Raw genomic sequence first — 16,341 nt, forward strand, 5'->3', positions numbered from 1 at the left:
CCCGCTCCCACGTTCGATCCAAACGATGGTGCGCCCTTAGAACCTGGAGCCAGGCTCGAGGAGAAAATCCATCTCTTCACTGGTACTAGGGCGCCCCAGCATCAGGTTGCGATGCGGGAAGCGCCCGAACCGGGCAATCACCCGCTGATGCTGTTCGGCATAATCCAGAAAACCTTCGAACAACCGGCGGTTAGCCTCCGGTTGCTCTTCGAGCAGGGTCTGGTAACGCTCGACGCTCAGGTTCTGCCAATCGAGCACCTCGGCATGCTCCAGCACCAGCAGCACGAACACGCGCTGGATCGGCAGCAGCTGGTAATCCCAGCCTTTCTGCAAGCCCTGCATCGCCACCACTTGGGCACGGCGGTCGCCTTCGAAGGCCAACGGCGTGTCGCGGTGGATCATGCGCGGCAGCTGGTCGAGCAGCAGGATCAGCCCCAGCCAGCCCTGCGGGCTCTGCTGCCACTCATCCAGGCCACCGGCCAAGGCTTGCTCGCATAGATCGCCGAAGCGCTCGCGCGCTTCGTCGTCATGGTGCTTGCCAAACCACAGCGTACTCTTCTCGTCAGCCACGGCCTGGGCACTGGTGCCCCAACCGAACCACCATTCCAACAACGGCTGCCAAGGTGCGAGCATGACTTACTCCTTGTGGTAGGCGGTGACGCGCTCCACCTCTTCCTTCGAGCCAAGGATTACCGACACACGCTGGTGCAGGCTTTCTGGCTTGATGTCGAGGATACGCTCGTAACCGTTGGTGGAGGCGCCGCCGGCCTGCTCGATGATGAACGACATCGGGTTGGCTTCGTACATCAGGCGCAGCTTGCCCGGCTTGCTCGGCTCGCGGGCATCGCGCGGGTACATGAACAGGCCGCCACGGGTGAGGATACGGTGCACGTCGGCCACCATCGAGGCTATCCAACGCATGTTGTAGTTCTTCTTCAGCGGGCCGGTCTCACCTGCCAGCAACTCGCCGACGTAACGCTGCACCGGGGCTTCCCAGTGGCGTTGGTTGGACATGTTGATGGCGAACTCGGCGGTGCTGGTCGGCACCTGGATGTTTTCGTGAGTCAGGACGAAGCTGCCCAGCTCGCGGTCCAGGGTGAAGCCCTTGACGCCATTACCCAGGGTCAGGATCAGCATGGTCTGCGGACCATAGATCGCGTAACCGGCGGCGACCTGCTCAGTGCCAGGCTGGAGGAAGGCGTTCTCGTTGAGGGTTTCGTTCTGGCTCAGGTATTCGTTGGGGCAGCGCAGGACCGAGAAGATGGTGCCGACCGAGACGTTGACGTCGATGTTCGACGAACCGTCCAGTGGGTCGAAGACCAGCAGGTAGGCGCCTTTGGGGTATTTACCGGGGATCTGGTAGGCATTGTCCATTTCTTCGGACGCCATGCCGGCCAGGTGACCGCCCCATTCGTTGGCTTCGAGCAGGATCTCGTTGGAGATCACGTCGAGCTTCTTCTGCACTTCGCCCTGCACGTTTTCGGTGCCCATGCTGCCCAGTACGCCGCCCAGGGCGCCTTTGGACACGTTGTGGCTGATCTCCTTGCACGCACGCGCCACCACCTCGATCAGGAAGCGCAGATCGGCAGGGGTATTGTTGCTGCGGGTCTGCTCAATCAGATAGCGACTCAGGGTAACGCGGGACATGTATGGCTCCGAAAAGGATAGGGGGTGAAAAACCCCCGCAGTTTACAGGGAGAGTGACGGCCTAGCGAGTAAAGAGACGCGCCTGGCGGATCAGACGGTAGATTGGGGGTTGAGTTCATTGGTTGCAGGGCCGATGGTCGGCGGGGGCCTCATCGCGGGACAAGCCCGCTCCCACGCAGCCATGAGCTGCTGCGTGGGAGCGGGCTTGTCCCGCGATAGCATTGCTCAATCCAACGCTTTCCAGATTTCCGTCGCATACTCGCGAATGGTCCGATCCGACGAGAACCAGCCCATTCGCGCAGTATTGAGCACCGCCATGCGCCACCATTCCTGCGGCTTGTGCCAAAGCTCCTCGACCCGGCGCTGGGCATCCCAGTAGGCATCGAAGTCGGCACAGACCAAGAAGCGGTCATAGGCAATCAGCGAATCGATCAGGTGCGCATAGCGCGACGGATCATCCGGCGAGAACACCCCACTGCGAATCGCCTGCAAGACATCCCCCAGACGATGGGAAGCGGCAATCGCCGCATTGGCACCGAAGTCCCCTGCCCGCTTGCGCGCCTCGACCTGCTGAGCAGTCAGGCCGAAGATGAACATGTTTTCCTCGCCGACCTGCTCACACATCTCGACGTTGGCGCCATCGAGGGTGCCGATGGTCAGCGCGCCGTTGAGGCCGAACTTCATGTTGCTGGTACCGGACGCTTCATAGCCGGCGGTGGAGATCTGCTCGGAGAGGTCCGCCGCCGGGATGATGCTCTCGGCCAGGCTGACGTTGTAGTTGGGCAGGAACACCACCTTGAGCAAGCCGCGCACGGTCGGGTCGTTGTTGACCACCCGGGCGATGTCGTTGGCCAGCTTGATGATCAACTTGGCCTGGTGATAACTGGCCGCCGCCTTGCCGGCGAAGATCTTCACCCGCGGCACCCAGTCAGTGCCAGGCTCAGAGCGCATCGCCTGATACAGCGCCACGGTGTGCAGCAGGTTGAGCAACTGGCGCTTGTACTCGTGGATGCGCTTGACCTGAACGTCGAACAACGCCTCAGGATTGACCGTTACCCCCAGCCGATCCTGAATGATGCTGGCCAGCGCGCGCTTGCTATGCAGGCGCTGGGCGGCGAACTGCTTGCGAAACGCCGGCTTGTCAGCGAATGGAGCAAGGTTGGTCAGGCGTGTTTCCGAATCGTCCAGCACCTCTGCCCCCAGCGACTCGATGAGCATGCTGGTCAACTGTGGGTTGGCTTGGTACAGCCAACGACGGAAGGTGATGCCGTTGGTCTTGTTGTTGATCCGCTGCGGATACAGCTTGTGCAGCTCGGCGAACACGGTGCTCTTCATCAGCTTGCTGTGCAGTGCCGACACGCCATTGACGCTGTGCGAGCCGAGGAAGGCCAGGTTGCCCATGCGCACCCGGCGGCCGTTGTCTTCCTCGATCAGCGACACCGCGCGCAGCACGTCGAAGTCGTGCAAGCCTTTGGCCCGCAACGCGTCGATATGGTAGGCGTTGATCAGATAGATGATCTGCATGTGCCGTGGCAGCATGCGCTCCATCAGGGCTACCGGCCAGGTTTCCAGCGCTTCCGGCAGCAGGGTGTGATTGGTGTAGGCCAACGTGCCGACTGTGACTTCCCAGGCTTTCTCCCAAGGGATTTCATGCTGGTCGACGAGTAGCCGCATCAACTCGGCCACAGCGATCGAGGGGTGGGTGTCGTTGAGCTGGATCGCCGCAGCGTCTGGCAGGTTGAGCAAGGTGTCGTGCATGTTCAAGTGCCGACGCAGCAAATCCTGCAATGAGGCGGAAACGAAAAAGTACTCTTGGCGCAGGCGCAACTCCTGCCCCGCTTCAGTGCTATCGGCTGGGTACAGCACCCGCGAGATGCTCTCGGCTCGCGCCACTTCCGCCACCGCGCCTAAATGGTCGCCGGCATTGAAGCGTTCCAGATGCAGCTCTTCCAGGGCCCGCGCACGCCACAGGCGCAGGGTATTGACGCTGGCACCCCGCCAGCCGACCACCGGCGTGTCGTAGGCCACCGCCCGCACCGTCTCGCCCGGCCACCAGACCTGGCGCTGCTGGCCGGCGCTGTCTTGCACGGTTTCAACGCTGCCGCCAAAGCTGATCGGGTAGATCACCTCGGCGCGCTCGAACTCCCAGGGGTTGCCGAAATCCAGCCAGTTTTCGGTCTGCTCCTGCTGCCAGCCATCGACCACCGCCTGGCGGAACAGGCCGTGCTCGTAGCGGATGCCATAGCCATGCGCGGCGATGCCGAGGGTCGACATGCTTTCCATGAAGCAAGCCGCCAAGCGGCCCAGGCCACCATTACCCAGCGCCGCATCGGGTTCGAGCAGGCGGATTCGCTCAAGGTCGACATCCAGCCCATCGAGGGCTTCCCGGGCAATGTCCAGCAGCCCGAGATTGCTCAGGCTGTCGAACAGCAACCGGCCTATCAGGAACTCCAGGGAGAGGTAATAGACGCGCTTCTGGCTGCGTCGATAGGCCTGTCGGGTGTGATCCATCCAGTGGTCGACCATATGGTCGCGCGCGGCCAGGGCGATGGCCTCGAACCAGTCATGATCGAAGGCGTGCTCCGGGTCCTTGCCGACCGCGTAGGTCAGCTTGGCCAATACAGCGGCACGAAATTCGGCCACCTCGGCGTCACGTGCTTTAGGTTCCTGGGACATGCGGCATCCTCGGGCAAGTTGACGAAAGCGGAGGGAGATTGTTGAGACTAGACCCTTCGACAGAGAGTGACAGTTCCCGTTCGCAGTTTTCATGCCCATAACGGCAATCGGGCAAAAGGTTGTTCACAAATTGAACAACTCCGGTATGATCGCGCGCCCCAAGACCGTGATCTGCCCCCCATAACCATGAAACCGACCCTGATTGCCGCGGCCGAAGTCGACCGCCTGGAAACCTGGCAGCGCTATGCCAGCCATATGTGCGGGGGCTGCCATTCGACCTGCTGCACCCTGCCTGTTGAAGTGAAGATCAAAGACCTGATCCGTATTGGCGTGGTGGATGAATTCGAAAAGGACGAGCCGCCAAAGAACGTCGCCAAGCGCCTGCAGAAGGAAGGCATCATCGAACGCTTCAACCAGAAGTCGGGGATCTTCACCCTGACCCGGATGAGCAACGATGACTGCATGTATCTGGATCGTAAAAGCCGCCTGTGCACCATTTATGACAAGCGCCCGGATACCTGCCGCAACCACCCCAAGGTCGGGCCGCGGCCGGGATACTGCGCCTACAAGCCCAAAGCCGTTACGCGCTAATAGCTGGACAGTCTGTTAGCACGCTGAACGTCCTGCGTGGGAGCGGGCTTGCCCCGCGATTACCCCCCTGACTGACACCCCGCACAAACAAAAACGCCCCCGGCCTTTCGACCGGGGGCGTTTTCATTCAGCCTGAGCTAACTCAGTTCTTGGCTTTCTTGGCAGCGCGGGTACGCTCGCCTTCGTCCAAGATCTTCTTACGCAGACGGATCGACTTCGGCGTGACTTCGCACAGCTCGTCGTCCTGGATGAATTCCAGGGCCTGTTCGAGGGTGTGGCGAACTGGCGGAACCAGGGCGATGACTTCGTCCTTGCCCGAAGCACGCATGTTGTCGAGCTTCTTGCCTTTGGTCGGGTTAACGCCCAGGTCGTTGTCACGGCTGTTCAGGCCGATGATCTGACCGTTGTAAATCTCTTGGCCGTGTTCAACGAACAGCTTGCCGCGAGCCTGCAGGGTTTCCAGCGAGTAGGTCAGAGCCTTGCCAGTCTCGACCGACACCAGAACGCCGTTCAGGCGGCCGGACATCTGGCCCGACTTCATGGTGTCGTAGCGATCGAAGATCGAGGTCAGGATGCCTGCACCGTTGGTCAGGGTCAGGAACTGGTTACGGAAACCGATCAGACCACGAGCTGGAATGTTGTACTCCAGGCGAACACGGCCCTTGCCATCCGGAACCATGTTGGTCAGGTCGCCTTTACGCAGACCCATCTCTTCCATGACCTTGCCCTGGGATTCTTCAGGGATGTCGATGGTGACGTTCTCGAACGGCTCCTGCTTGACGCCGTCGACTTCGCGGATGATCACTTCAGGACGGCCTACGGCCATCTCGAAACCTTCACGACGCATGGTTTCGATCAACACCGACAGGTGCAGTTCGCCACGGCCCGATACCTTGAACTTGTCAGGGGAATCGGTTTCCTGAACGCGCAGGGCAACGTTGTACAGCAGCTCTTTGTCCAGACGGTCCTTGATGTTACGGCTGGTGACGAACTTGCCTTCCTTGCCGCAGAACGGCGAGTCGTTGACCTGGAAGGTCATCGAAACGGTCGGCTCGTCAACGGTCAGCGGCTTCATCGCTTCTACCGCGTCAGGTGCGCACAGGGTGTCGGAGATGAACAGCTCATCGAAACCGCTGATGCAGACGATGTCGCCCGCTTGGGCTTCTTCGACGTCGATGCGGTGCAGACCGTGGTGGCCCATCAGCTTGAGGATACGGCCGTTACGCTTCTTGCCGTTGGTGTCGATGGCGACAACCGGGGTGTTCGGCTTGACGCGACCACGGGCGATACGGCCAACGCCGATAACACCGAGGAAGCTGTTGTAGTCCAGAGCGGAGATCTGCATCTGGAACGGACCGTCACGGTCGACAGACGGCGCTGGTACGTTGTCGATGATCGACTGGTACAGCGGGGTCATGTCTTCGGCCATGTCGGTGTGGTCCAGACCGGCGATGCCGTTCAGGGCCGAGGCGTAGACGACTTTGAAGTCCAGCTGTTCGTCGGTAGCACCGAGGTTGTCGAACAGGTCGAAGATCTGGTCCAGAACCCAGTCAGGACGCGCGCCCGGGCGGTCGACCTTGTTGATCACGACGATTGGCTTCAGACCTGCTTCGAAAGCCTTTTTGGTCACGAAGCGGGTTTGCGGCATCGGGCCGTCTTGGGCGTCGACCAGCAGCAGCACCGAGTCAACCATCGACATTACACGCTCAACCTCGCCACCGAAGTCGGCGTGGCCGGGGGTGTCGACGATGTTGATGTGGTAGCCGTTCCAGTTGATGGCGGTGTTTTTCGCCAAAATGGTAATGCCGCGCTCTTTTTCCTGGTCGTTGGAGTCCATCACGCGCTCGTCGTTGAGCTCGTTACGCTCCAGGGTGCCGGACTGGCGCAGGAGTTTGTCGACCAGGGTGGTTTTACCATGGTCAACGTGGGCGATGATGGCGATGTTACGCAGATTTTCGATCACAAATGTATCTCGATCAGAGGATTCGGTTTGCTGCCCAGTCTAGGCAGCCAATATGAAGGTAAAAGGCTCAGCGGGCCCATTGGTCGGGAGGGCGATGGCGGATGCTGCCGCCATACAGCCCTGGCGTCTTATGCCGGACGATAAACACGCACATTGGCATGTCCCTCACTGAGCAGGTGATGCGCGTGCAGGCGGCTCATGACGCCCTTGTCGCAATAAAGAAGGTACTGACGATTGCCATCGAGGTGCTTAAAGCGGCTGTTGATGGCATAGAAAGGCATGACCTGGACCTCGATGCCGTCGATCACCAGGGGTTCGTCTTCCTGGGCATCGGGGTGGCGGATATCGATGACGATCTGGCCAGGCAGGGCTTCGCCCACTTCCTCGACCTGAATGTCCTGGCCCAGCTCGTCGATAACGTGGTCGATCGAGATGAAACGGGCACGCTCCAAGGCGCGCTCGAGCACCTGCATGTCGAACTGGTTTTCTTCGTGCACGACCCGGTGCGGTTTGGCACAGGTGGTCGGGTTCACCGAGATCACGCCGCAGTATTCTGGCATGTGCTTGGCGAACTCGGCGGTACCGATCTGATAAGCGGTGTCGATGATGTCCTGCTTGTGGCTGGCCAATAGCGGGCGCAGTACCAACTTGTCGGTGGCCTGGTCGATCACTGCCAGGTTTGGCAGGGTCTGGCTGGAAACCTGGGAGATCGCCTCGCCGGTGACCAGGGCGTCGATTTCCAGACGGTCGGCGATTTTCGCCGAGGCGCGCAACATCATGCGCTTGAGGGTGACGCCCATGTAGCTGTTGTCGACCTTGCCGAGAATCTCGCCGACCACTTCTTCGAACGGCACGCTGATGAACAGCACGCGCTGGCTGCTGCCGTATTTCTTCCACAGGTAGTGGGCAACTTCCATCACCCCCAGCTCGTGGGCACGGCCGCCGAGATTGAAGAAGCAGAAATGGGTCATCAGGCCGCGGCGCATCATCTGGTAGGCGGCCACCGTGGAGTCGAAGCCACCGGACATCAACACCAACGTCTGCTCCAGAGCGCCCAGCGGATAGCCGCCGATGCCCTGGTGCTGATTGTGGATCACGTACAGGCGCTGGTCGCGGATCTCGATGCGCACCATCACTTCTGGAGTCTTCAGGTCGATCCCAGAGGCGCCGCACTGCTGGCGCAGTTGGCTGCCGACGTAGCGATCGACGTCCATCGAAGTGAAGTCATGGTGGCCGCCGCGCTTGCAGCGTACGGCGAAGCGTTTACCGGCCAGCAGGTGACCGAAGTGCTGCTTGCACTTCTCGACGATATCGTCGAAGTCGCCCAGCGGGTATTCCTCCACTTGCAGGAAGTGGGTGATCCCCGGCATGCAGGACAGGCGCTCGATCATCTCGCGCTGGACTTTTTCGTCTTCGACGCGGGTGACCACTTCGAGGTTGTCCCAGACACCATCGACCTTCAGCTCAGGGTCCAGATCCTTGAGCACATTGCGAATGTTCTTCGCGAGCTGACGGATGAAGCGCTTGCGCACTGGCCGGCTCTTGATGGTGATTTCTGGGAAGACTTTGACGATAAGTTTCATGGGTAAACAGCGCGCCCAGGGCCTGCCGAAAATGAGGGGCGCGAATTATAGCGGAAATTGCTCAGGATTTGAGCAACTTTTGTACAGAAGGTTTGACTTTCTCTGCCAAGCCCTGTTTTACAGGCCTGCAGCTATCGCGGGGCAAGCCCGCTCCCACGCAGCCTCCACGTTCTCCTGTACAGGCAGCGTGGGAGCGGGCTTGCCCCGCGATAGAGCCCTGGCGATGAGAAGCAGTCGAATTTCGCACCGTTACGGTGCATAAACTTTCAAAAACGCCTCTTATCAGTGCGCCACAGCCCGCCCATCCCGGAATAAATGCCCATAAACGCCTGCTTTTGTCCTGCCCTCGCCATTTTTGGGCACTGGCATGCAATTTGCTCCCTTGTGAGGCAGGTAAGCTTGGCCGACTATGCGCGCCCGGCGACACCCTTTTTCCAGGGCAGCGGCCCACCGCGCTCTAGACCATCCGGAGGACAACATGTCGAAGTCGGTTCAGCTCATCAAAGATCATGACGTCAAGTGGATTGATCTGCGTTTCACGGACACCAAAGGCAAGCAGCAACACGTCACCATGCCAGCTCGCGATGCGCTGGATGATGAGTTCTTCGAAGCTGGCAAGATGTTCGATGGTTCCTCCATCGAAGGTTGGAAAGGCATCGAAGCCTCCGACATGATCCTGCTGCCGGATGACAGCACCGCCGTGCTGGACCCGTTCACCGAAGAGCCGACCCTGATCCTGGTCTGCGACGTGATCGAGCCGTCCACCATGCAAGGCTACGACCGCGACCCACGCGCTATCGCCCGTCGCGCCGAAGAGTACCTGAAGACCACCGGTATCGGTGACACCGTCTTCGTCGGTCCAGAGCCTGAGTTCTTCATCTTCGACGACGTCAAGTTCAAGTCCGACATCTCCGGTTCGATGTTCAAGATCTTCTCCGAGCAAGGCTCGTGGATGACCGACCAGGATGTCGAAGGCGGCAACAAAGGCCACCGCCCAGGCGTCAAAGGCGGCTACTTCCCGCTGCCGCCGGTCGACCACGACCACGAAATCCGCACCGCAATGTGCAACGCCCTGGAAGAAATGGGCCAGGTCGTCGAAGTTCACCACCACGAAGTGGCAACTGCCGGCCAGAACGAAATCGGCGTCAAGTTCAACACCCTGGTCGCCAAGGCTGACGAAGTTCAGACCCTGAAGTACTGCGTGCACAACGTTGCCGACGCATACGGCCGCACCGCGACCTTCATGCCTAAGCCACTGTACGGTGACAACGGTTCGGGCATGCACGTGCACATGTCGATCGCCAAAGAAGGCAAGAACACCTTCGCTGGTGAAGGCTATGCCGGCCTGTCGGAAACCGCCCTGTACTTCATCGGCGGCATCATCAAGCACGGTAAAGCCCTGAACGGCTTCACCAACCCGGCTACCAACTCCTATAAGCGTCTAGTACCAGGCTTCGAAGCTCCGGTCATGCTGGCCTACTCGGCCCGTAACCGTTCGGCTTCGATCCGTATCCCTTACGTTTCCAGCCCGAAAGCTCGCCGCATCGAAGCGCGCTTCCCGGACCCAGCTGCCAACCCATACCTGTGCTTCGCTGCACTGCTGATGGCTGGCCTGGACGGCATCCAGAACAAGATCCACCCAGGCGATGCCGCCGACAAGAACCTGTACGACCTGCCGCCTGAAGAGGCCAAGGAAATCCCACAGGTTTGCGGTAGCCTGAAAGAAGCCCTGGAAGAGCTGGACAAGGGCCGTGCGTTCCTGACCAAGGGCGGCGTGTTCTCCGATGACTTCATCGATGCTTACATCGAACTGAAGTCGGAAGAAGAAATCCGCGTTCGCACCTTCGTCCACCCGCTGGAATACGATCTGTACTACAGCGTCTGATGCTAGCGGCGCCTGGCGCCGCAACCATCACCAAGAAACGGCCTCCTCGCGAGGCCGTTTCTGTTTTCAGAGGCACCTTTTTCGGAAGTGTCTGACTGCCGATATTTGAGACGGGTTGCACACTTCGGGGCTCCACTGCCACAGGAGACTCATCATGCGCCTTGCCTCACTTGCGCTGTGCTGCGCACTCGGCCTCACTGGCTGCAGTGCCGAGCCAGTCGATCCTGCCCTGTCCCGATTACTCGACAGTATCGAACGCCGGCTGGCGCTTGCCGAAGCCGTGGCCCTGCACAAGTGGGACCGCCAGCAACCGGTCCAAGCCACTGCCCGCGAGCAATCGGTGCTCGACGCCGTGCGCCGCTCAGCCCCAGCCCATCAACTCAGCACAGAACACGCCGAGGCGTTCTTTGCCGACCAGATGGAAGCCAACAAGCTGCTGCAATACGCCTTGCTGTCGCAATGGCGACTGGATGGCGAAGCCCCCGATCTGCCGCGCCAAGACCTGCAAAGCAAGATTCGCCCTCGACTGGATGTCCTGCAGGATGATCTGCTGCGCAACCTCGCGCAGTTCCGCCATAACCGTTCTGCCCAGTGCCCTGAGCAAGTCGCCAGCGCACTGCGACAGCGCGAAGGCGACTTCCTGCATTACCTGGCGATGATTCGCGCCTCTGGCCAGCTGTGTGAATGAGTCAAGCGTCGCTATGCTCTATATTGGTGCATGAAAAGTCTAAGCGCCCCGCGATGCAGCCCAATTTGGGTCACGTGAAACGATAAACCACGATTTAAATCCCCCGAATGGCGCGGTAGCAGGTGTTTCTCGGGAAATTGCGCTTCTTTTCGGAGCCTTGGTTTGTTTCTTGCATTTTCAAGCCATCACGCGGATCACCAGCGCGCCCGCCCTTGGCCCAGCCATCGGCGGCCCATGTGCCAAAAGAGGTCAACGACGCCCCATGACCATCAGCGATGCACAGCACCGTCTGCTTCTGGACAACCTGACCACCGCCACGCTGCTGCTCAACGCCGAGCTGCGCCTGGAGTACATGAACCCGGCTGCGGAAATGCTCCTGGCCGTCAGTGGCCAGCGCAGTCATGGCCAGTTCATCAGTGAGCTGTTCACCGAGTCGACTGAAGCGCTCAACTCGCTGCGCCAGGCGGTGGAACAAGCACACCCGTTCACCAAGCGCGAAGCCCAACTGACCTCGTTGACCGGCCAGAGCATCACCGTCGACTACGCCGTTACGCCGATCCTGCATCAGGGCCAGACCCTGCTGCTGCTTGAAGTACACCCGCGCGACCGACTGCTGCGCATCACTAAAGAAGAAGCCCAGCTGTCCAAGCAGGAAACCACCAAGATGCTGGTGCGTGGCCTGGCCCACGAGATCAAGAACCCGCTAGGCGGTATTCGCGGCGCAGCGCAGCTGCTCGCGCGCGAGCTGCCCGAGGATGGCCTGCGTGACTACACCAACGTGATCATCGAAGAGGCCGACCGCCTGCGCAACCTGGTCGACCGCATGCTCGGCTCGAACAAACTGCCGTCGCTTGCGATGACCAACGTGCATGAAGTGCTGGAGCGCGTGTGCAGCCTGGTCGAGGCCGAGAGCCAGGGTGGCATCACGTTGGTGCGCGATTACGACCCGAGCCTGCCGGACGTGCTGATCGACCGCGAACAGATGATCCAGGCCGTCCTCAACATCGTGCGTAACGCCATGCAGGCGATCAGTGGCCAGAACGAGCTGCGCCTGGGTCGTATCACCCTGCGCAGTCGTGCGGTGCGCCAGTTCACCATCGGCCACATCCGTCATCGCCTGGTGGCTAGGGTCGAGATTACCGACAACGGCCCCGGCATCCCGGCGGAACTGCAAGACACCCTCTTCTATCCCATGGTCAGCGGACGCCCGGACGGCACCGGGCTCGGCCTGGCCATCACCCAGAACATCATCAGCCAGCACCAGGGCCTGATCGAATGTGAAAGCCACGCCGGCCACACCACCTTCTCGATCTTCCTGCCCCTGGAACAAGGAGCCACAGCCCAATGAGCCGTAGTGAAACTGTCTGGATCGTCGACGATGATCGCTCCATCCGCTGGGTCCTGGAAAAAGCCCTGCAACAAGAAGGCATGACCACCCAGAGCTTCGACAGCGCCGACGGCGTCATGGGCCGCCTGGCCCGGCAGCAGCCGGATGTGATCATCTCTGACATCCGCATGCCCGGTGCCAGTGGCCTGGACCTGTTGGCGCAGATCCGCGAACAGCATCCGCGCCTGCCGGTGATCATCATGACCGCCCATTCCGACCTGGACAGCGCCGTGGCCTCGTACCAAGGCGGCGCGTTCGAGTATCTGCCCAAGCCATTCGACGTGGACGAGGCGGTGTCGCTGGTCAAGCGTGCCAATCAACATGCCCAGGAGCAGCAAGGCCTGGACGTACCGGCAGCCCTGACCCGCACCCCGGAGATCATCGGTGAAGCGCCGGCGATGCAGGAGGTGTTCCGCGCCATTGGCCGGCTCAGCCACTCCAACATCACCGTGCTGATCAACGGTGAGTCGGGCACCGGTAAAGAGCTGGTCGCCCACGCCCTGCACCGCCACAGCCCGCGCGCGGCGTCGCCGTTCATTGCCTTGAACATGGCGGCGATCCCCAAGGACTTGATGGAGTCCGAGCTGTTCGGTCACGAGAAAGGCGCCTTCACCGGCGCGGCCAACCTGCGCCGTGGCCGCTTCGAACAGGCCGACGGCGGCACCTTGTTCCTCGACGAGATCGGCGACATGCCCGCCGACACCCAGACCCGACTGTTGCGGGTGCTGGCCGACGGCGAGTTCTACCGGGTTGGCGGCCATGTGCCGGTCAAGGTCGACGTGCGCATCATCGCCGCGACCCATCAGAATCTGGAAACCCTGGTGCAGGCCGGCAAGTTCCGGGAAGACTTGTTCCATCGCCTGAACGTCATCCGCATTCATATCCCGCGCCTGGCAGATCGCCGCGAAGATATTCCGACCTTGGCGCGGCACTTCCTCGGGCGCGCGGCCCAGGAGTTGGCGGTCGAGCCCAAACTGCTCAAGCCGGAGACCGAAGAGTTCATTCGCAACCTGCCGTGGCCAGGCAACGTGCGCCAGCTGGAGAACACCTGCCGCTGGATCACCGTAATGGCCTCCAGCCGCGAAGTGCTGATCGGCGACCTGCCGCCCGAGCTACTCAACCTGCCGCAGGATGCCGCGCCGGTGACCAACTGGGAGCAGGCGTTGCGCCAATGGGCCGACCAGGCGCTGGCCCGGGGTCAGTCCAACCTGCTCGACAGCGCAGTGCCCAGTTTTGAACGGATCATGATCGAGACGGCGCTCAAGCATACGGCGGGGCGTCGGCGCGATGCTGCGGTGTTGCTGGGTTGGGGGCGCAATACCCTGACGCGCAAGATCAAAGAACTGGGAATGAAGGTCGATGGCGGGGATGATGATGAAGGCGATGAGCATTGATCAACGCTAGCCATTGACCGGCATCGCGCGGCAGCCCCTCCTCACGCGGGAGCGGGCTTGCCCCGCGATAGCATTGTTGCAGACACATCCTGCTCCAATCCTGCCTGGCAACGGTTCACATTGCGGCCCACCTTGAGAGCTCATCATTCAAGGAGACCGACATGGATCGTCCCGCCTCCAACCGCCTGCGCCGAGGCCGCTTTTCAGAACCCGGCCGTATCTACCTGCTGACCAGCACAACGAAGGACCGGCGGCCCATATTCGCCGATTTCGGTGCTGCCCGCTGCCTCCCCCCGCCGAAATTGAAAACGCCCTTCGCTCTCTTGCCTGGGTAATCATGCCCGATCACTTCCACTGGCTGATCGAACTGCACGACAGTACGCTGTGTAGCTTGATGCGGCGATTCAAATCCAGAAGCCGTTGCTCGCTATACAAACAAGGCAAGGTATAGGGACGGTTATGGCAGCCTGGCTACCATGACCGGGCACTGAGGCGCGATGAGGATGTGCGCGACTTTGCGCGCTATATCGTGTGCAATCCGCTGCGGGCAGGCTTGGCAGAGCGCCTTGGCGATTACCCTCATTGGGACGCTGTTTGGCTGTGAGGATGCGATCGCGGGACAAGCCCGCTCCCACGTTGATGCGCGCTGTTAAAGATTGAACCGCGCCACCATGCCCCTGCAATACTGCTCCAACTACTCTTACTCGCCTTGCGTCAGGCGCTGAAAGGCCAACGAGCGTTTGCGTGTGAGGCCTTAACTTTGTCTGGGGTCGAACTGTCTGCATGCACCGTTGCTGTGCTTCATGCACCTCGCAAAGGCACAAATCCCCTCAAAGCCTGGCCGAACTGTCTTGAAACGCAATGTTTCCGGGCTCTCCGAAACTGGCACGACACCTGCAATAAGTACTGTATCTCCAGTTTCGGGGACCTCGGTACAGGCAGGCCGGGAATTCCCCTCTTTTATTCGTGCAGTTCGCTGCACATCCAACGCCCAGCGTGCTCCCGGCCTATCGCCGCGCTGCACGCTCCAGTTCTGGGGACCTCGGTACAGGCAGGCCGGGAATCCCCTCTTTTATTCGTGCAGCCTCACCTGCACTCGCCAGCGTCCCGCATCCTCTGCACCGACCCAGTCGCCCTGCAGAGGGCGCGCGGCGACCACTGTCAGCAGCAAGCCTTCCTCGCTCTTCTGCACCCGCCAGCCCACTGGCTTACCCTGCAACGTCAGCTGCCCACGCTGGGACTTGCCCTGTGCTTCGAAGACCACTGCAACCGTGCCTTCGACATTCTCGCCATGCAGCTTGGGCTCTTCGTTGAACCACAGGTCCAAGCCGCCCTGCACCACTTCTATCTGCTCCAGCACGCGCTCTTCAGGGGTAGTAAGGCGGCCGATCATCAGCCCGACCATTACCCCGACGATGGCCAGGGAAAACATCACGCGTGGGAAGGCTTTCGAACGCAGGTCGGGTTCGGGGGTAGAATGCCCGTCATCTTCATGCTTGGAGCCGTGCATGTTTCACGTCATCCTTTTTCAACCAGAAATTCCGCCGAATACCGGCAATATCATCCGCCTGTGTGCCAACAGCGGCTGCGCCTTGCACCTGATCGAGCCGATCGGCTTCGAGCTGGACGACAAGCGCTTGCGCCGGGCCGGGCTGGATTACCATGAGTATGCCACGCTCAAGCGCCACCAGAGCCTGGCCGGATGCCTGGAAAGCCTCGGCCAGCCGCGCCTGTTCGCCTTCACCACCAAAGGCTCGCATCCGTTTCACGAGGTCGCTTACCAGCCGGGCGATGCGTTCTTGTTTGGGCCTGAAAGTCGCGGGTTGCCCGCCGAAGTGCTGGACAATTTGCCGGCTGAGCAGAAGCTGCGCCTGCCGATGCGTCCGGGCTGTCGCAGCTTGAACCTGTCCAATACCGTTGCAGTGACGGTATACGAGGCGTGGCGTCAGCAAGGGTTTGCCTGACGGCCATGAAAAAAGCGCCCCAAGGGGCGCTTTTCGTTTCTCGCAAGCCGTGCTTACTGCAGCGACGGTGCTTCGCCAGCGGCCTGCATGCGCTCCATCTCTTGCGCGTACAGGGCGTCGAAGTTGACCGGCGACAGCATCAGGGCCGGGAACGAACCACGGGTCACCAGGCTGTCCAGGGTTTCGCGCGCATACGGGAACAGGATGTTCGGGCAGAATGCACCCAGGGTGTGGCTCATCGATGGCGCGTCGAGGTTCTTGATCAGGAAGATACCCGCCTGCTGAACTTCGGCAATGAACGCCACTTCGTCACCGTTCTTGACGGTTACCGACAGGGTCAGTACGACTTCGTGGAAGTCACCTTCCAGGGCTTTCTGACGGGTGTTCAGGTCCAGCGAAACCGCCGGTTCCCACTGCTGACGAAAGATCTGCGGGCTCTTTGGCGCTTCGAACGACAGGTCGCGCACATAGATGCGCTGCATGGAAAATTGTGGGGCGTTTTCGTCGGCGGCGGCGCCGTTATTTTGTTGGTCAGTCATGGCAGATCCTTTTCCTAATGGGGT

General features: G+C 60.7%; 13 protein-coding genes and 1 pseudogene. 7 read left to right on the forward strand and 7 right to left on the reverse strand.

Translation table 11 applies throughout. The features are described from left to right. Window positions 1-36 precede the first annotated feature (36 nt). From OIU19_RS14800 to OIU19_RS14810, 3 genes are all read right to left on the reverse strand, one after another. Complete coding sequence (locus tag OIU19_RS14800) at window positions 37-633, reverse strand: DUF924 family protein (protein WP_264235630.1); 597 nt, start codon at window positions 631-633, stop codon at window positions 37-39. Window positions 634-636: 3 nt separating this feature from the next. Then, window positions 637-1,647 (reverse strand): class 1 fructose-bisphosphatase, encoded by a 1,011-nt coding sequence (locus tag OIU19_RS14805; protein ID WP_186557622.1) that lies wholly within the window; start codon window positions 1,645-1,647, stop codon window positions 637-639. Between the two features lie 225 nt (window positions 1,648-1,872). Next, window positions 1,873-4,323, reverse strand: a complete 2,451-nt coding sequence (locus OIU19_RS14810) for a glycogen/starch/alpha-glucan phosphorylase (RefSeq protein ID WP_264235631.1) — start codon at window positions 4,321-4,323, stop codon at window positions 1,873-1,875. Between the two features lie 186 nt (window positions 4,324-4,509). Between OIU19_RS14810 and OIU19_RS14815 the strand changes: the two genes are divergently transcribed. Further along, complete coding sequence (locus OIU19_RS14815) at window positions 4,510-4,914, forward strand: YkgJ family cysteine cluster protein (RefSeq protein WP_264235632.1); 405 nt, start codon at window positions 4,510-4,512, stop codon at window positions 4,912-4,914. Between the two features lie 142 nt (window positions 4,915-5,056). On the opposite strand, the gene typA is transcribed toward OIU19_RS14815, so the two are convergent. Both typA and thiI read right to left on the reverse strand, forming a co-directional pair. Next, window positions 5,057-6,877 carry a translational GTPase TypA gene (gene typA / locus OIU19_RS14820; protein WP_186557619.1) on the reverse strand — a complete coding sequence of 607 codons (1,821 nt, stop codon included), beginning with the start codon at window positions 6,875-6,877 and terminating at the stop codon, window positions 5,057-5,059. 128 nt (window positions 6,878-7,005) lie between these two features. Continuing rightward, on the reverse strand, window positions 7,006-8,460 hold the full coding sequence (thiI, locus tag OIU19_RS14825; RefSeq protein ID WP_264235633.1) for a tRNA uracil 4-sulfurtransferase ThiI: 1,455 nt from the start codon (window positions 8,458-8,460) through the stop codon (window positions 7,006-7,008). Window positions 8,461-8,938: 478 nt separating this feature from the next. Here thiI and glnA point away from each other — a divergent pair, with 478 nt between their 5' ends. The 5 genes and pseudogenes from glnA to OIU19_RS14850 all read left to right on the forward strand — a co-directional run bounded on the left by glnA (window position 8,939) and on the right by OIU19_RS14850 (window position 14,418). Next, the gene (glnA, locus tag OIU19_RS14830) at window positions 8,939-10,345 is read left to right on the forward strand and encodes a glutamate--ammonia ligase (RefSeq protein ID WP_186557617.1); all 1,407 of its coding nucleotides are present in this window, start codon (window positions 8,939-8,941) and stop codon (window positions 10,343-10,345) included. 154 nt (window positions 10,346-10,499) lie between these two features. Continuing rightward, window positions 10,500-11,033 (forward strand): chorismate mutase, encoded by a 534-nt coding sequence (locus tag OIU19_RS14835; protein ID WP_264235634.1) that lies wholly within the window; start codon window positions 10,500-10,502, stop codon window positions 11,031-11,033. A 262-nt stretch (window positions 11,034-11,295) separates the two neighbouring features. Next, complete coding sequence (gene glnL, locus OIU19_RS14840; RefSeq protein WP_186557615.1) at window positions 11,296-12,381, forward strand: nitrogen regulation protein NR(II); 1,086 nt, start codon at window positions 11,296-11,298, stop codon at window positions 12,379-12,381. Next, window positions 12,378-13,814 (forward strand): nitrogen regulation protein NR(I), encoded by a 1,437-nt coding sequence (ntrC, locus tag OIU19_RS14845; protein ID WP_264235635.1) that lies wholly within the window; start codon window positions 12,378-12,380, stop codon window positions 13,812-13,814. The genes glnL and ntrC overlap by 4 nt, the downstream gene beginning before the upstream one ends. Window positions 13,815-13,975: 161 nt before the next feature. Further along, a pseudogene (locus OIU19_RS14850) lies at window positions 13,976-14,418 on the forward strand (transposase). A 468-nt stretch (window positions 14,419-14,886) separates the two neighbouring features. On the opposite strand, the gene OIU19_RS14855 reads toward OIU19_RS14850, so the two are convergent. After that, the gene (locus OIU19_RS14855; protein ID WP_186557612.1) at window positions 14,887-15,324 is read right to left on the reverse strand and encodes a hypothetical protein; all 438 of its coding nucleotides are present in this window, start codon (window positions 15,322-15,324) and stop codon (window positions 14,887-14,889) included. Here OIU19_RS14855 and trmL point away from each other — a divergent pair. Beyond that, window positions 15,323-15,778, forward strand: a complete 456-nt coding sequence (trmL, locus tag OIU19_RS14860; protein ID WP_186557611.1) for a tRNA (uridine(34)/cytosine(34)/5-carboxymethylaminomethyluridine(34)-2'-O)-methyltransferase TrmL — start codon at window positions 15,323-15,325, stop codon at window positions 15,776-15,778. The two genes, OIU19_RS14855 and trmL, sit on opposite strands and share 2 nt — an antisense overlap. Before the next feature lie 53 nt (window positions 15,779-15,831). Here the strand turns inward: trmL and secB are convergent, their stop codons facing one another. Beyond that, entirely contained in the window at window positions 15,832-16,317 is a 486-nt protein-coding gene (gene secB / locus OIU19_RS14865) for a protein-export chaperone SecB (RefSeq protein WP_186557610.1), read from the reverse strand. Between the last annotated feature and the right edge of the window lie 24 nt (window positions 16,318-16,341).

This window comes from Pseudomonas sp. BT-42-2 (assembly GCF_025847435.2).
In the GTDB taxonomy this organism is placed as follows: domain Bacteria; phylum Pseudomonadota; class Gammaproteobacteria; order Pseudomonadales; family Pseudomonadaceae; genus Aquipseudomonas; species Aquipseudomonas urmiensis.

Bases quoted from the DNA above. Each gene is read 5' to 3' on its own strand.
- OIU19_RS14800 (WP_264235630.1), bottom strand. From the start codon at position 633: ATGCTCGCACCTTGGCAGCCGTTGTTGGAATGGTGGTTCGGTTGGGGC.
- OIU19_RS14805 (WP_186557622.1), bottom strand. From the start codon at position 1,647: ATGTCCCGCGTTACCCTGAGTCGCTATCTGATTGAGCAGACCCGCAGC.
- OIU19_RS14810 (WP_264235631.1), bottom strand. From the start codon at position 4,323: ATGTCCCAGGAACCTAAAGCACGTGACGCCGAGGTGGCCGAATTTCGT.
- OIU19_RS14815 (WP_264235632.1), top strand. From the start codon at position 4,510: ATGAAACCGACCCTGATTGCCGCGGCCGAAGTCGACCGCCTGGAAACC.
- thiI (WP_264235633.1), bottom strand. From the start codon at position 8,460: ATGAAACTTATCGTCAAAGTCTTCCCAGAAATCACCATCAAGAGCCGG.
- glnA (WP_186557617.1), top strand. From the start codon at position 8,939: ATGTCGAAGTCGGTTCAGCTCATCAAAGATCATGACGTCAAGTGGATT.
- OIU19_RS14835 (WP_264235634.1), top strand. From the start codon at position 10,500: ATGCGCCTTGCCTCACTTGCGCTGTGCTGCGCACTCGGCCTCACTGGC.
- glnL (WP_186557615.1), top strand. From the start codon at position 11,296: ATGACCATCAGCGATGCACAGCACCGTCTGCTTCTGGACAACCTGACC.
- ntrC (WP_264235635.1), top strand. From the start codon at position 12,378: ATGAGCCGTAGTGAAACTGTCTGGATCGTCGACGATGATCGCTCCATC.
- trmL (WP_186557611.1), top strand. From the start codon at position 15,323: ATGTTTCACGTCATCCTTTTTCAACCAGAAATTCCGCCGAATACCGGC.
- OIU19_RS14855 (WP_186557612.1), bottom strand. From the start codon at position 15,324: ATGCACGGCTCCAAGCATGAAGATGACGGGCATTCTACCCCCGAACCC.
- secB (WP_186557610.1), bottom strand. From the start codon at position 16,317: ATGACTGACCAACAAAATAACGGCGCCGCCGCCGACGAAAACGCCCCA.